This is a genomic window from Streptomyces sp. IMTB 2501 (assembly GCF_001953885.1).
Lineage (GTDB): Bacteria > Actinomycetota > Actinomycetes > Streptomycetales > Streptomycetaceae > Streptomyces.
Genome location: NZ_MQUS01000003.1, coordinates 311,937 through 327,559 on the forward strand (window position 1 = coordinate 311,937; position 15,623 = coordinate 327,559).

Below are 15,623 nucleotides of genomic sequence, written 5' to 3' on the forward strand. Positions count from 1 at the left end.
TGCAGGAAGGGGGAGGGAGAGAAGAGCCGGTCAGACGACTCGGCGGGCCGCGAGAATCCGCGGCTTCCAGGACGCGAGGGTCGCGAGGCGGACCACGTCGCCGCTGTGCGGAGCGTTCACGATCAAGCCCTGGCCGACGACCATCCCGACATGTTCCGGGACTTCGGCAGTCCCCCCGGTGAAGACGAGATCACCTGGCCGGAGAGCGTCGACCGATACCGGCTTGCCCTCCTTGACCTGCGTGTACGTCGTCCGCGAGAGCGCGACCCCGGCGGCCTTGTACGACTGCTGCATCAGGGAGGAGCAGTCGCAGCGGCCCATGGGGTCGCTCCCGTGGGAGTCCGTGCAGCTCCCGCCCCACTGGTACGGGGTGCCGAGTTGGCCGAGCGCCCAGCGGATCGCCGTCTGGACCTTGGGGGGAGCGTCAGCCGGAACCTTGTATCCGGCCGGCACCGCGCCGGGCGGGATGGTTCCGAAGTCGGTGCCGTCCCCGCCTGCCATACAGCCGCCCCCGGTACTCGGCGGAGCACTGGCCGTGCTGTCCGGGCCGGATGGCGAGGGGCTCGGCGACGTGCCGCCAGCCTTCGACAACAGCGGCTCGATCGCCTGCTGCAAGGCAGTGGCCAGGGGCTCCCACTTCGCGTATGCCTCGGGGAAGCCGGACTTCTGCACCGCCTGGGCGGCCTGGGCGACGGACAGGGAGTGCCAGCCCGAGACCTTCTCCAAGGCCTCGTAGAACATCGTCGAGGCGTGCACCGGGTCGAGGACCTCGTTCGCGGTGCCCCAGCCCTGCGACGGACGCTGCTGGAACAAGCCCAGCGAATCGCGGTCGCCATAGGTCAGATTCCGCAGGCCGCTCTCCTGCAGGGCTGTCGCCAGGGCCACGATCTGGCCCCGGACGGGGATGTTCATCGCAACGCCGGTGGCTTGGATGGTCTTGGCGTTGGGGATCTGCTCGGCCGGGTCGTCCAGGCCCGGCACGGAGACCGTGCCCTTGCCGCCGCCGTCCAGGATCGCCTTCACCTGAGCGGCAACGGCTGAGGTATCCACAGCCTGGGTACCGCCGGTCGAGCAGGAAGCCGAAGCAGTCCCGGCCCCGATGGCGAGGATAGGAACGGCCAGCAGAAGCGGTCCAGAGGCGAAGAGACCGACGACTGCTCCGGTGGTTTTCTTCACGGACGCCGCCGTTCGCTGGGGCGGACAGCCCGGCCGGGCAACGGCGTTGGGTCAGGGCGTGGGCGTGTCAGGGCGTGCTGCATCGCAGCGGCTCCTCGCGGTTCGTAGGAGGCGCGGTGCCGACTTCTCGTGCAAAGCCGTCGGCACCGCGCCGATGTGAATCCGCCTCTCAGGGCGGGCCCGGCCCAGGGGAGTTGGTAGCTCCCGGACGCCGGAATCAGGTCATGCGCGGCAGCCAGCCGCGCTCGTAATCTCAGACGGTGCACGGGTCTCCATACGGCTTCGGGAACGGGGGGCAACGTGCCTCCCGACCCACGTTTTTGGACGCGGAAACACGGATTAGCACAGGTCAGCTGGGGTGGAGCTGGGCTCCGCCTCGGTGACGTGCCGAGACAGTAGACCGGGATTCCGGCCGCACCAAACGAACGCCGAACCCAGGCTCGAAGCACGGCACAGGCTCGTTAGGTACGGCCGGAAATCGCGGCTAACCTCCGGCGCACCCCCGCTCCGAACGGCCGCTGTTGGCCGCCGTCCGGAGCTGGCCCAGTCCCGTCGTGCCCTGAAAGAGGCCCTGCGCATGAGCTACACGCTGCACCGAGGCGACGCCCTCACCGTGCTGAAGACCCTCCCGGACGAGAGCGTCAACGCCGTCATCACCGATCCCCCGTACAACTCCGGCGGACGCACCAGCTCGGACCGCACCGGCCGTACCGCCCGTGCCAAGTACGTCACGGCCGGATCGGCGCACGACCTGCAGAACTTCCCCGGCGAGAACCGCGACCAGCGGAGCTATCGAAGCTGGCTGACCGAGCTGCTCACCGAGGCGTACCGGGCCGCTACCGAGCACTCCGTCGCCATGGTCTTCTCCGACTGGCGCCAGGAGCCGACCACCAGCGACGCCCTGCAGATGGCGGGCTGGACCTGGAGCGGCACGATCCCCTGGATCAAGCCCGCCAGCCGGCCCCGCAAGGGCGGGTTCAAGCAGGCGGCAGAGTTCATCGTCTGGGGCGTCAAGGGCAGCCTCGAAAAGGACCGGGACCTCTACCTGCCCGGCCACTTCATCGCCTCCCAGCCCCGCAAGGACCGTGTCCACATCACCCAGAAGCCGGTCGAGATCATGCAGCAGATCGTGCAGATCTGCCCCGAAGGTGGCACCGTCCTGGATCCCTTCACCGGCAGCGGCTCCACAGGCGTCGCCGCCTTGCGCGAGGGCCGGCAGTTTGTAGGGGTCGAGCTGTCCTCGCATTACGCCGATGTCGCTGAACAGCGGCTGCGAGGCGCGCTGACCCAGGAGGACTTCGAGCTCGCTGGGCCTGAAGAGTGAGAACGGGGTGCCCCGGAACACGGAAGAGGGCGGTTGCACCACCGGAGACAGGTGGTGCAACCGCCCTTCACTGTACGGAGGGTCAGGCTCCCTCGGCGCTCCGCCGAATGAGTTCACCGGCCCGCGCGAGATCCGCGTGCGATCCGATCCGTACCTCGACGCCGTCACGGATACCGAGACACCCCAGCCCGCGGACGTCACGCGAGAAACCGTCGTGCAGCTCGACCGTGTCCGGGTCCAGCTTGAGGTTGACCACGAGTAGCCGGTTGCGTGTCTGAACGCGCACCGTAGCGACGTTCTTGATCCGGCGGTATGCGATGTAGTGGAGCTGTGCCTCCTTCTGCACGCCACCATGTGACAGGAGCACGTCGTCGAGATCCGCGTAAAGGTCCTTCAAGTCCCGTGGTGCCTCATCAAGGTACTGCTGGACCGACTTCGGGAACGCTGTGTCGGCGGGACGGGGCGGGGACGGCGCCTTTCCTCGGGCGGGAGTCGTGGTGCCGGCGACAGACGCTACGAGTTGCAGCGACAGTACGTCTCCGAAGAGCCGGTAGGTCACCAGGTCGATCCGGCGACCGATCATCTCGATCGCAACCAGGTCATGGTGGCTGTAGTCCCCTGCGATACAGACGATCCGTGGATTACTCCAGTCGACCGACTGAGCCGCATGGATGCCGAGTCTTTCCCTGGTCAGACTTTCGAACTCGTGATGGTGATCGTGGAGCCAAGAAAGATATGAAAGCGCCTGATTGGTGACATTCTGGTCGCGGGAACGCTTGTACTCGACAATGACCGGCGTCCCGTTCTCGTCCAGCCCGAGTGAGTCGACCCGGCCTCGATGTCGGAGGCCCGTCGAGTACTCCGATGCGAGGAACCGGATCCCGAGCATCCCCTCCATGTTCTGCTCGATCAATGTCTGCAACTGCCGCTCCAGAGCCACCACCGCTCCCGGGATCTCGGACGCCTGTCCCTCCGTGATGCGGAACAGCTTCAGATCGTTCACCGACTCCCCCGTTCGCGTTGGTCCCGATCGATCAATCGATCTCGGTGTGTGGGTATTCCGACCAGGGCCCCACGTCCCGGTCGGGCGACAGGTTGAGGTTCGAGGCGCGAAGGCGGTGCGCGTTGGGAGTGCGTCCCGCTGCGGCAGCTGGACGTCGGGATTGTCCGCCCTGGAGCGTTCCTCCCGGCCCGCGGCTGTGGTGCTTGGGGGCGGAATAACCTGTCAGCAGTAGTTACGCAGTCCCCGCTCCTCGTGCCACACGCGTCCCTTATGCTTGGCCCCGAAGAATGCACCAGGACGTTCACGCGAAGTCAGGGGGCTCCGTACACCTCCACAGCTCGTACGAGCACCGACAGCTGTATGCAGGGCAGGCGGAACACCGAGGTCAACGGCCTCTGAATCTTGCTTTGACCAGCCCCTGTGTGATGTCCTGGTGCTCGTTTATGTCGTTGTGACGGAGGTCGGACTGTGGCTGGCCACTACGGTGTGCCTCTCGAGCGGAGCAATCCACTGAAGCTCGACCCGCACGAGAACAGCTGCGACCCGGAGGACTTCGGGAAGTGGCTGAAAACCTTCGGCAGGAGCAAGAGGCTCGCTGTTGATCTCTTCTCCGGAGCGGGCGGCCTGAGCTACGGCCTTCAGCAGGCCGGGTGGACGCTTGCCGCTGCAGTCGACTTCGACCAACGAGCGTTGGAAACGCATCGTGCGAACTTCCCCGGTCTGAGCCTCCATATGGACCTCGGGGACCCGGCCAACCGCAGGGAACTCCTCAAGCTTCTCGAACCGGCCGACATCGATCTGGTCGCCGGCGGGCCTCCGTGCCAGCCCTTCAGCAGAGCCGGTCGTAACAAGATCCGTGATCTCGTGGCCAACCACAACCGGGACCCGGAAGATCACCGTAAGAAGTTGTGGCGCTCCTACCTGGACGTCGTCAAGGAGATCGGGCCGAGGGTCGTCCTCATGGAGAACGTCCCGGACATGGGGCTCGGTGACGACTTCTCCGTGATCCGCACGATCGAGGAGGAGCTGGAGGAGCTTCACTACGCCACCCAGGTCAGGCTCGTCGATGCCTGGAGCTACGGAGTCCCGCAGCACCGTAAGCGGCTCATACTGCTCGCGAGAAAGGACGTCGACCGGTTCGAGTGGCGCGCCGCGCAGCCTGGCTGGACGACGCTACGGGATGCCATCGGTGACCTCCCGGAACTCGAAGTCGAGCCGCTGAAGCGGGTCGGGGAACGTGAGATGGCCTACAACGAGCCCTCCGACATCTCGCCCTTTGCCAAGGAGATGCGTGAAGGAGCACCGGAGGGTCTGGTCTGGGACCACATGACCCGGAGGGTACGGCAGGACGACCACAGGATCTTCGCCGTAATGGACTCGACCACGCTGTACTCGGAGCTGCACGAGAAGCTCAAGCCGGAGGAACGGCAGTTCCAGCGATACAAGGCCGACCAGTACACCGACAAGTACAACAAGCTGTCCTGGAACGAACTCAGCCGGACGATCACTGCTCACATCGCCAAGGACGGCTACTGGTACATCCATCCCGAGCAACTGCGTACGCTCACGGTGCGTGAGGCAGCTCGCATCCAGACCTTCCCTGACGGCTTCCGTTTTGCGGGTACCCGAAGCGACGCGTTCCGCCAGATCGGGAACGCGGTGCCGCCCATGCTGGGTAAGGCAGCGGCGGAGGTTCTCAAGCCGATCAGGGGGGCGAAGCCTCCTGCGGGTGGTGGGCTCAACCCTCACTGGCAGCAGGTCCGTCAGGCACTCACCAAGTGGGCGCTTGAGCGGCGCGAGGTGAACGACTGGTACGAGTTCCCTGGTGCGGAGCCCGTGTCGTTCCATGCTGCTGTGGCGGCTGTGATCTCTGGAACGAGGATGAAGCCGGAGGAGCGGGCAGCCCTGATGTCGACTGTGCGGCGGTCCAAGCAGCTCACGGCGACGGGCTTCCAGAAGCTGGTCGCCGCGGCCCCCAACGCTGTCGTACGAGGTCGCATCGACCGCCTGGAACCGCTGGTGGACCAGCCTGCCGCCTGGAAGTCGAACAACCGGTTCGAGGTCCCCGGCAAGCTCGCCATGAAGCCCGCCGAGGAGTCGCTGTACAGGTTGCTGATCGGCGACGACCTGATGTTGGTGGGGCAGGGCACGATCCGCGTCGCGGCCCGGATGAACGGCGTCAGGACAGATCACGAGAACCGCCTCAGCGAGGGCAGGGTCAATCTCGTGAAGCTTCTGGGCGCGGGGGAGCATGCTCCTCTTCGCATGGCTGCGATCCGGCTGATCGGCTCGGAGCTCTGTCGTGAGCAGCAGACGATCTGCGCGGAGTGTCCGCTCGCCACCTTCTGCCCCCGCCAGGAGGAGACGCCGACGATCTTCTGAGCTCGTGCCGTCACACGGGATCGGAGGGAAGCGGGGGAGCGGTGGTACCTGCGCGGGTTGCCTCTGCCACCCGCTGCGCCGCAGCCTCGGAGTCCTTTCGGATCTCGCACTCCCAGACCCGGATCACCTTCCAACCCGACTCCCGGGCTGCCTGGTTGTTGCGTCGGTCGCGGGCCTGGTTCGTATGGATCTTCTCCGTCCAGCGTGACGCGTTCGGGCCGCGGAACTCACGAGCCCCGTGCTCCGGGCAGCCATGCCAGAAGCATCCGTCGACGAACACGGCCAAGTGGTGCTTTGGCAAGACGAAGTCTGCGGTGCAACGGGGCGCCACCCGTCGCTGCAGGCGGAACCGGAAGCCGAGTCGGTGCAGGGCACGGCGGAGCGCCACCTCCGGGGCCGTGTCACGCGCACGCCGACCCTTCAGGTGCTCGCCCTTCTCTGTCCTCACCCAGCGTCCGTCGGCTCCGTCACCATGAGAGGGCGGCCGGCTTCCGCCTCGCTGCTCCCTGTGGCCGTCATCCGTGGCCGGATCGCCGAGGGGCGCAGATGACGGGCCAGGCACCTTGGACGGGGAAGTCACTGAGTACTCGCACTTCCGGCCGGGGTGAATCCCAGCCGTAGCGCCTCGCTGCGCACGTGCAGCAGCTGTGCCACCTGGGTTTCCGAAACCGACTCGTTCACGTTCAGTCGCCGTCCCACCACCTGGAGCAGCTGACGCTGCCATGGTTCCAGGCTACGCGTGGCCCTCGCCCACTGCTCGATGTCCGCCCACTCCTCCAGCGAGACCCGGGAGACGGCCTCGCGGGCCACCGTGGTGCCGGCTTCGTCGGCATCGCCGGCGGGGCGGTCCTCCACAGGAAGATCCAGTAGCTCGGCCTCCAGAGCGCGGGGTATCGACCACCTCACCCGGGACACGGCGTCCCAGCATGCCGGCTGCTTTGCCCACTCGCCGACGTGTGTGCCTCGCAGTGGGTTGGTCACGGCGGCCATGACCCTTGGACAGAGGTCGTCGATAGCATCCATGAGGGCCTCGGACACCTGCTGCCTACGCCAGATCTCGTCGAGGTCGATACGCTTTCCCGCGGCCAGGGAGAGACGTGCCACCGTGTACGTCGTGATGGCGCTCTTGTAACTGCCCGCGTCGTGCCCACGGGCGATGGTGTCCGCAGTCCTGAAGAGGATGGCCTTCGCGATGGTCCGCTGGCAGTACGCCGTGTCCACCTGGACAGGGTGCCTGCGGAGGTTGATCATGAACTCGTTGAAGTTCTTCTGAGCCCCCCGGCTCACCAGAAACGGCAACTGGTCCCAGGAGTGGGCGTATTTCGCCAGGTCCGCCTTGGTGAACTTCTGTCTCGTGGGCCAGAGCGTCCTGAACCGCTTCTGGCCCGCAGCGCTCAACTGGGCCAGTTCGTCTGCGTACTGGCCACGCGCCCGTTCATAGAACCAGTGCGTCTCGTGACCGCTGCCGTCCGCGGCAGGAGCCCAGAGGGAACGAGTGATCCTCTGCACGTCGACGTGGAACTCGTGGTTGGAGCTGAAGTCGACCAGGGTCACCTTGTTCTGGGTGTTCGAGTACTCGGAGATCCTAGGGACGATCTCCATCAGTCTCTCGGGTGAGACCACCGTGAGCTTCATCTGAACCCGCACGTTTGCCAGGTCGGCTTTGTCCCGCTTCTTTGCATGGTGGAGCGAGGCTGTGGTCTGGCCGCCGTTCACGATCTGCAGTCCGTGAATCCTGGAGATCCCGAGGTGCTGGCCGTCTGCTCCTTCGGCGAACTCCACCTCGGAGGCCGTGGCCGTGATGCCGTTGTTGTAGGCGAGGAAGCGGCCAGGCGAATGCAGCAGCGACTCCCGGATTCCCTTGTTGACCGCACCTCTTGTCTGTAGGAAGGAACGGACGTTGAGTTCGAGCAGTCGCGTGCCGTGCTCCGCATAGAGGTCGGCGAGCCTGTCGCCGGGCAGCACGGTGAGTGCCACGGAGTGGTCCGCCTCCGTACTCGGTGCGGACAGGCAGGGGAGGGGCGGGTCGAACGAGACGACGATGGGCTCGCTCAGGGTGCCGGACGTCTCGTGCCGGTGCAGCCTGGGCAGGTCCCATATCTCGTGGACGACCGGGATGCCCTCGAACTCGGTGGGGCCTGGTGCTGTCGACGTGCTGACGCCGTTGCTGAGCAAGAAGAGGCGGATCTGGGTGACGTCGGTGAGTGACTTCTCCACCGCGTCACACATGTCGTAGACGTCCGACGACTCGTCGATGTGCTGACGCAGTCCGTTCTGGCAGCGACGCAGAAACGTCAGAAGCCGCTTGAAGCGTGACTCGGCCTGCGCCTTGGTGAGCTTGTCCTCCAGCGTCGACAGCCGGAAGTCGGTGATGAAGAGATCAAGCCTGCCGGAGTCGTCGCCCGCGCCGTAGCCGTGTACCTCCAGACCGTGGGACCGGTGGTAGGCGGTGTACGTGTTGGAGACGACACCCGCCTCCTCGAGCTCTTCGAGTACTCGGGTCGTGAACGCCTCTGGAGTGGTTGTGCGTTCGGCCTCAGCGGTCGCCAGGACGTCGCCTACGAGCTGGCGGGCGTACGTGCCCTGGTCGAGCTCACTCATTCTTTCCCCTGATCAGATCGCCCACTTCGGTGTCGCTGAGGCGGTACTGGTCGAGCCCCGAGAGCGCCAGACTGTAGGTGCAGTCGCTTATCCCGGGGGCCAGTTCGGATTCGACGATCCTGGGAAATCCGTCACGCACCTCCCAGAACCGCACGTCACGAGGCGTGTAGCGCGGCTCGTCGTACAGCTCCCGCTGGCCTGGCAGGTAGCCGGCCTGGATCAGCAGTCCGTCGAAGCGGGCTCGTGCGCCTGGGCTGGCGAGTTGGTTCCGCACCTGGTCGACGAGCGCGTTGAGACTCTGCCCGAGCCCTCCGCGCCTTTCGTCGAGCGTGACGAGCGCCAGCAGCAGCGAGGGCGTCCCTGCGTCGTCGAGCTGCCTCTCGCTGGCGATGCGCACGGTTCCGGCGTTCCTGGCGGCGGTCGTCTTGACCTCGAGAGCCACGTACGGGCACTGGAAGTCCTGGTTGGAGCCGGTGGGACCAGTCCAGGCCGCAACCGCCTCCGACTGCGGAAGTGAAGTCACCATGTGTTCCCTGAGCACCAGGACCTCGCCGAAGAGGCCGCGCCGAGCCTCCGTCCCGAGACCGTCGCGGCCCACCGAACGCAGAAGGGTCTGCCAGTGACCGAACCTGCTGACAACCGCGGTGAGAGCCTCAAGAGTGGTCGGTTCGTCCTTCGCTGTCGCGGCGATGTCCGCAACGAGCGGGGTGAAGACCTCCCGCAGATCGTCCGCAGTGAGGACCACCTGCAGCTCGTACTGGTGGCGCGATAGGGACGTCAAAGACAACTCGAGGCCGGCCGTCTGCGGAAGTCGCCCCAGGGAACGGACCACACCCTCAGCGGCAGTGGCCTCCGCCTGGAATACCAGCATCCGTCGAAGCCCAGGGTGGGAGACGGACAGGAAGATGTCATGAGGCGATCTCGAGTGGATGCGACGCATGGACCGACCCGGTGTGGCCTGGGGCGCGTCTTCCAGCTCGATCCAGTCGCTCTCGGTGATCGTCACTCGTCCTCCTCCTCGCCGTAGGTCTCGATGTCCTCCTTGATCCAGATGTCGTTGACCACGTACTCGGTCTTCTCCTGGTGACGCGAGCGGGGAAAGCTCACCGCGAAGCCGACCAGCGGCGTTTTGGGATCCAGATCGCCGTAGGTCGGCGGCTGCACGGGATAGATCAGCAGCAGAGGCTGGTCGGGGCGCCTCTGGTACCGGATCTGGGGGCCGGCTGGCACCTTCGGGTCCCTGGGCTCGCCCTTGCTGGTGGTCGTTCCCTCAGCCGCCTTCTTGGTCCTAGCGAGTGCGATGTCGTACTGCTCCTTATCCAGGTCCAGGCTCTCGTCGGTCGGGCTCAGCACCCGACGGATCGTGTACCGACCCTCGCTCTCAGGATCGTTCAGTGGCTTACGCGTGACCATTCCGACGGCGTGCCCGGAAACGGTCACGGGGGCTTCCGCAGGCTTCTTGCCCACGAGCCTCACCGTCCAGCTCCCCAGTTCCCCCACCGCCGCGCACTTGCGGATGTACTCGGCGATGAACGCCGGCCGCACCCTCTGCGCCGCACGATCAGGCTGGTAGGCAGCGAAGAACCCGGAAACGATCTCCTCCGGCGGAACGTCCCGCCAGACCACACTGTCGCCAGGCGACTCCACCTTGGGGCTTGAGACGACGTCCAGCCTGCTCGCAAATGTTTTCAGCGTCTCGAAGTTCTGGTCCACGGCCTTCTTCGACAGATTGAAGAGCACGGTCTCGGGACCTTCGGCCGAATAGCTGAGCAGGACCTTCGTGCCGTTCCGCATCTTGTTGGCAGCTGTGACTCCCAGGCCCAGCGACGATGCCTTGACCTTGAGCCCGAACCGGCGGGGGGTGAGGCGGAGGGCTGCCATCTCCTCCACCTCGCGGCGTAGTTCGTCAGTCGCCGCCGTGATCTCCACGTATGCCCTCTTGAGGGATGCGGTGGTGTACAGGCGGCAGAGGTCCTCGTAACCGGGGCGGTATCCGAACCATCGGCCCATCTGGAGCAGGGTGTCGTAGGTCTTCGAGGCGCGGAGGTAGTAGCTGACCGTGAGCCCTTCGAGGGTCAGCCCTCGGGAGAGCTTCTCACCCCCGACGGCGATGACCGACAGCCCTGTCCTGCGGTGCTCGTAGTAGTCGAGAGCGTCCCTGGCCGCTCCGTTCACGGCCTTGACCTCGATCTTCCGCAGCGCGGGCAGGATGTGCGGGGCGACCTCGTCCCAGGTGAGACGGGACGCCTCGTCCGCGGTGAAGTAGCGGGTGGTGGGAACGTAGTCCTTCTCCCACAGATCCCGGAACTCCTCCATCCGTGTGCTTGCCGCGCTTCCGTGGCGGTCGCGGAGACTGTCCTTGATGAGCCGGAGGAAGTCGTCGATCTGTGTGCGGACGATGCTCTGGACAGCTGTGAACCGCGTGACGTGGACCAGCATCGAGTTGTGGTCGGTCAGCTGACCGCGCGCACGGCGCGCAGCGCAGGAGAGGACGAACGAGTGGATCGCCTTCCTCAACGAGGCAGGCAGCGTGTCTGCCGGCTCGTGAACGGACTTGTGCTTGCCCGGGATCCAGCCGTCGGCGTCGTTCACCTCGTGTACCAGGGGCAGCGGCTCGACGTTGTCCTCCTCCACGTCGTCCGTCCGGAGACCGAAGACCCGCTCGGGCCCGAGGTAGTTCGAGGGAGCGCGCAGGGTGCGGATGAAGCCTTCGGGAAAGAGGTCCGGTCCGTACTCCTTGTGGTTCGCGTCCGGGTCTATGTAGATGTTCGCGTACGGAGTTGCGGTGTAACCGACGTACGAGGCCTTGTCGAAGCTGTTCACAAGCCTGCGCACAGCGGCGTTGATCTTCGAGGGGTCGGTGTCGGCATCCTTGGACGTGTTGATCGAAGCGTTGTCCGCCTCGTCATCGATCACGAACAGCGGTGCGTTGCGGACGATGTCCCTACCGGTCTCGGGATCGTGCTCCCCGTGGGTGCTCGTGACCCACTCGCGAAGATTGTCGATGATCTTGCGATGCTTCTTGATCACGAGCACGACGGGGAAGCTGCCGATGGGCAGGTTTGCCTTGGCTGCGGTCCTGCGGTCGAAGTCGCCCTTCTCGGAGCTGTTGGTCAGTGAGGCGCTGGGAAGTTGCTTGGCGTGTGACATGGCGCCGGCACCGATCCGTCGGCGACTGGCGCCCGCCTCGTCGGAACGCATCAGGTGCTGGGAGTCGAACCCGAGAAGGCCCTCGTCCACCCGCAGCTGGGTCTGGCTGCGGAGGTCGTTGTGGATGCCGGCCAGGATGACGATCAGCCGGTAGCCGGCGTCCACCGCCTTGGCCGCGAGACCGATGTAGTGACCGGTCTTTCCCGACTGGACCTGCCCGATCACAAGGCCGGATCGGCGCCATGAGCCCTCACGCTGCGGGTCCTCCAGCTCACCGAGGACCTCGTCGGTGCTCTCGTCGAGGCGCCACACCACCCGGCGGGGCATGTTGCGGACATCCTCGAGATAGAGCCGGTACCGATCCCAGAAGTCCCAGCTCCGGTCGTTCTTCGCGTCCGGCAACCAGGCCCTGTGTCCGATGTCGTCGTGCAGGCCGGACGAGGTCTCCTGGTAGACGGCGACCATTTCCTGGAGGTCCTTCGTGAACTGGTCGCGGTCCAGGACCTTGCCCTGGGCAGCCATCATTCCCATGACCGCGTTCACGGCGAGAGTCACTTCCTCCGGCGACGCCTGGCGGTCCACAGGCAACATGGCGAGGGCGACGCGGCGAGCCACGGCGAAGGTGTCGTCGGGGGTGTTACTCACGAACTGCCTCCGGAGCGTTCGAACTTGATGTGGCAAGAGTAGGGGTGCTCACTGACAACCAGGTGTCAGTCGTTCCAGAAACCCTTCATCTGGTCGAAGGGCGGCATGACCCGGATCCTGTCCCGGGCCGCACTGGGCGAGCGTCCCTGGGTGACGAGCGACCTGTAGACCTGCTCGGCGACCTGCACAGCCTCCGGAGGGGCCATGGCGGCGCCCCCGAAAGGCACTGGGTCGTCCTCGGAGTCCGTCTCGTGCAGGGCGCGCAGCGCGGTGACGGGCACGGTCTCCTCCAACAGGCGGACCAGCGCCTTCACCTCCGGTGCCGAGTCGCGACCGGACTGCAGCAACTCCCGTACGAGCGGGTGGCTTCGGTTGATCCTGCAGCTGACCTGTCCGTTCTCCCGCTTGACGGTCCAGGCGTATAGGAGCGGATCACCGTGCGTCCGAGCGGACACGCGCCCACGGTGCCGGAGCACCTCAGCTGCTCGCGTGCGTGCCTGCACCGCGATTCGACGCAGGTGCCGCCGGAGACCAACAGGGGGCACAACACTCGCCTTGCGAACGTCGACTCCCCAGTCGGTGTCCGTCTCAACCGGAATGTCGACAGCAATGCGTGCCAGGTTGAACCGCTCCTCCCGGCGCATGCCGGGGAGTCCCAACCAGTCTCCGGCAAGGATCAGACGGTCGCGGCGGTAGACGTAGAACCCCTGTTGCCCGAGCCACCCGGCGGGTCCGGCGGCACGGTGGTAGGCGTGTTCCGAAAGGCGCTGAGCGCTGGGAAGCACGAACGCCTCCACTCTGACGCTGTCCTCTCCAAGCGGCAGGTGTTCAACTGGCAGGCGCTGCAGGGAAGGGTGTGTGACCAGGAACGGATCCCACGGTTCGACCGGGGTTCCGGAAACGCGTATGGCCCGCCTGCCCGAACCGGTGAGGAACCGGGCGAAAACCATTCCCAGGTGGGACTCGGTCCGCTCGGCCTCAGCGTAGAACTGCTGTTGCACCTTCTCGTCGGCCTCTTCCACCTCCTGGGAGTGGAACCCTCTGAGACGTTGCCAGATCACGATGGTGCCCTTGGCGGCACCGCCACGGAGACGGTCGATGACGGCTGTCGTCTCCGTGTCCGCGCCGCGGCGCAGCAACCACCTGCCGGACGCCTCGACGACGTCCAGGTCCCAGGATCGTACGCTCCATTCGCCGCCGACAGAGCTGGCGACCGTGAGCTGCCGTGCCTGGGAGAACGAGGCAGACTTGAGGCCCACCCCGAACCTGCCGAGGTCGGTGCTCGTACGAACGGTCTGAGGGCCGCGCGCGGCCACCGTCATGGCGGTCACGAGCTGTTCGCTGGTCATCCCCTCGCCGTCGTCGACCACGGCTATCCAGGATTTCCATCCGGCCCAGGTGAACTCCACGTCAATGCGCCGCGCCTTGGCGGAGATGCTGTTGTCCACCAGGTCGGCGACTGCTGCTTCCAGTGAGTAGCCGAGAGAGCTCAGCGAGGCGACCATGCCTGCCGGATCGGGTGCAGCGACTTCGTAGTCCTCGTACTTCGCACTCATTCTTCGTGCCATGCCCCCGTCGGCCAGAGGTTGTGTATGTGGCCGTCCGATGTCACAAAGACCGTGAAGGACGCTGGCCCCGTAAGAGTCTGCCTCCCCCCGCATCCCCCATCGCCGCGAGCGGGGATGCCCCACCCTGGATCCATGGTAGTTGAAGGCTTGTGTACGCCGAGGCGCGGAGCAGGGATGTTTTCGCTGCGCAGAGAGTTCCGAGTTCGCGCTCCCCGGACCCTTGACGGCTGGTGCGGTCCTGTCGTTGGGGGGATGGGGCCAGGCCGCTGGTGTCTGCTCATCCGGCTTCGCGCTCCGGCTCCGTCGACGGCTCCGAGCGGAAGCGGGGACGCCAACGGTCCGTGGACACACCGATCGTGTCCAGGTGCACCTGGCGACGCCCAACGGGGAATGACCTCTTGATCACCTTGAAATGCTCTCCCTCACCTGGTAGATCCGGCCTCACCAGGATGTCCACTAGGGCCTCGAGGCCGGGTGGCGTTCCCAGTGCCTGTACGTATCGCAGAGAGGTGGCGTGCATCTCCGGCACGGGAAGGGGGCGCAGACAGAGCTGCTGTGGAGTACCGACGCACCACGTCCAGTCGATTGAGTCGAACGCAGGCCAACCGTCCGGCAACTGAACGGTTGCCGTTCTCGACCGAAGTTCTCCTCTCAGACGGTCAAGCTGGCGGGCGGCGGAGGTGACCCAGTTCTCGACCTTCATGGCCTCGGGCAAGGAGACTGCGTCGATGGGCCATTTGATCTCGATGCACACGCCTATGGCTTTGACCGGGTCCACAACCACCACGTCGAGGTCCCCGGCAGAGCGTCCGTCTGCTCTCGTAGCAGGGAGCCGTTCGGCTACCAGGACGCCAGGAGTGGTGCGCAGCCAGTCAACCCATGCGGTCGCACGCTCCCCCTGCTCGCGCCCGACGGGGCCGAAGCTCCGGGGATCGTGGGCGGCGGAACGAAGCATGATCGTGTCCACCGCTCTGGGGGTCACCAGAGGCGGGCAGATGATCAAGGTGTCACCGTGCTGAACCAGTGGGGAGGTTCTGCACGAGCGGCCGGCACGGTAGGTGAGCCTCTCCACCGCCAGGGCTTGGTGGGCCGTGGACACGGTGGGGCAGAACTCCGCGAGAAGACTCATCAACTGGGGGACCTGCAGGTGGGCGAGGGTTGACTCGAGTCTGGCGAGCCTGTGTGCTGTCTCCTCGCACAGTGAGGCTATGGCCATGATCACAGCCAGAACACGGACCATGTCCCCGGCTGTCATCCCCTCGCCAAGAGGAAACGTGTCGGGGACCTGTCCCTCGGGCACCGCCTGCCGGTACACCTCGATCGTCTCGGTGGCGCGGTCAACGGCCGCCCGTAGCACCGCCGGCGGCGGACCACTCCGGGAGTCGACTGGCCTTGTCGAGATCCATCGGCGTTCGGTCTCGGAGAGTTTTGGAAGGAGTGTGGGAGCCGCGGCTTCGGCGAGGATCATGTCGGCGACCTCGACCGACGGGTTCCAGCGATGGCGCACGCGGAACTTCCCGCCTGACAGGCGTACCTGGTAGGCACCGGATCGCACGCCGGTCTCGAGGTGATCCAGCCGCTGGGCCATGGCGGCAAGAGCCGTGACCTCGACGGCAGTCCTTTCGTCACACGACCCCGAACCGACGCGGAACTCGTGGTGCCAGATGACAAGTTGGGCCAGGACGCTTTCCCAGGGAAGGTCGGACACAAGTCCTGCGGTGATCTCCATCGCGCGCAGCTTGGTCGACGCACGAAGAAGGTCATAGATGCGTTC

At 65.8% G+C, this 15,623-nt stretch carries 10 protein-coding genes; 2 read left to right on the forward strand and 8 right to left on the reverse strand.

The genetic code is table 11. From position 1 onward, the window contains the following. Positions 1 to 30: 30 nt before the first annotated feature. Positions 31 to 1,176, reverse strand: a complete 1,146-nt coding sequence (locus AV521_RS07910; RefSeq protein WP_076085497.1) for a C40 family peptidase — start codon at positions 1,174 to 1,176, stop codon at positions 31 to 33. A gap of 577 nt (positions 1,177 to 1,753) precedes the next feature. Here AV521_RS07910 and AV521_RS07915 point away from each other — a divergent pair. Next, on the forward strand, positions 1,754 to 2,500 hold the full coding sequence (locus AV521_RS07915) for a site-specific DNA-methyltransferase (RefSeq protein WP_076085499.1): 747 nt from the start codon (positions 1,754 to 1,756) through the stop codon (positions 2,498 to 2,500). Between the two features lie 82 nt (positions 2,501 to 2,582). On the opposite strand, the gene AV521_RS07920 is transcribed toward AV521_RS07915, so the two are convergent. Beyond that, positions 2,583 to 3,503 (reverse strand): DUF5655 domain-containing protein, encoded by a 921-nt coding sequence (locus tag AV521_RS07920; RefSeq protein ID WP_076085502.1) that lies wholly within the window; start codon positions 3,501 to 3,503, stop codon positions 2,583 to 2,585. Positions 3,504 to 3,971: 468 nt separating this feature from the next. Here AV521_RS07920 and AV521_RS07925 point away from each other — a divergent pair, with 468 nt between their 5' ends. Next, positions 3,972 to 5,885 carry a DNA cytosine methyltransferase gene (locus tag AV521_RS07925; protein ID WP_256725470.1) on the forward strand — a complete coding sequence of 638 codons (1,914 nt, stop codon included), beginning with the start codon at positions 3,972 to 3,974 and terminating at the stop codon, positions 5,883 to 5,885. 10 nt (positions 5,886 to 5,895) lie between these two features. Here the strand turns inward: AV521_RS07925 and AV521_RS07930 are convergent, their stop codons facing one another. From AV521_RS07930 to AV521_RS07955, 6 genes are all read right to left on the reverse strand, one after another. Beyond that, the gene (locus AV521_RS07930) at positions 5,896 to 6,465 is read right to left on the reverse strand and encodes a very short patch repair endonuclease (RefSeq protein ID WP_256725471.1); all 570 of its coding nucleotides are present in this window, start codon (positions 6,463 to 6,465) and stop codon (positions 5,896 to 5,898) included. Beyond that, complete coding sequence (locus AV521_RS07935) at positions 6,462 to 8,486, reverse strand: AIPR family protein (protein WP_076085508.1); 2,025 nt, start codon at positions 8,484 to 8,486, stop codon at positions 6,462 to 6,464. Before AV521_RS07935 ends, AV521_RS07930 begins: the two co-directional genes overlap by 4 nt. Next, on the reverse strand, positions 8,479 to 9,492 hold the full coding sequence (locus tag AV521_RS07940; RefSeq protein WP_076085511.1) for a PD-(D/E)XK motif protein: 1,014 nt from the start codon (positions 9,490 to 9,492) through the stop codon (positions 8,479 to 8,481). Before AV521_RS07940 ends, AV521_RS07935 begins: the two co-directional genes overlap by 8 nt. Further along, entirely contained in the window at positions 9,489 to 12,281 is a 2,793-nt protein-coding gene (locus tag AV521_RS07945) for a Z1 domain-containing protein (RefSeq protein WP_076085514.1), read from the reverse strand. Before AV521_RS07945 ends, AV521_RS07940 begins: the two co-directional genes overlap by 4 nt. Positions 12,282 to 12,346: 65 nt before the next feature. Then, positions 12,347 to 13,837 (reverse strand): ATP-binding protein, encoded by a 1,491-nt coding sequence (locus tag AV521_RS07950; protein ID WP_076085517.1) that lies wholly within the window; start codon positions 13,835 to 13,837, stop codon positions 12,347 to 12,349. A gap of 289 nt (positions 13,838 to 14,126) precedes the next feature. Next, complete coding sequence (locus tag AV521_RS07955) at positions 14,127 to 15,578, reverse strand: hypothetical protein (protein WP_143658583.1); 1,452 nt, start codon at positions 15,576 to 15,578, stop codon at positions 14,127 to 14,129. Positions 15,579 to 15,623 lie beyond the last annotated feature (45 nt).

What these genes read in the sequence shown, in the direction of transcription:
- AV521_RS07950 (WP_076085517.1), bottom strand. Translation starts at nt 13,837, where the DNA reads ATGAGTGCGAAGTACGAGGACTACGAAGTCGCTGCACCCGATCCGGCA.
- AV521_RS07915 (WP_076085499.1), top strand. Translation starts at nt 1,754, where the DNA reads ATGAGCTACACGCTGCACCGAGGCGACGCCCTCACCGTGCTGAAGACC.
- AV521_RS07955 (WP_143658583.1), bottom strand. Translation starts at nt 15,578, where the DNA reads ATGGAGATCACCGCAGGACTTGTGTCCGACCTTCCCTGGGAAAGCGTC.
- AV521_RS07935 (WP_076085508.1), bottom strand. Translation starts at nt 8,486, where the DNA reads ATGAGTGAGCTCGACCAGGGCACGTACGCCCGCCAGCTCGTAGGCGAC.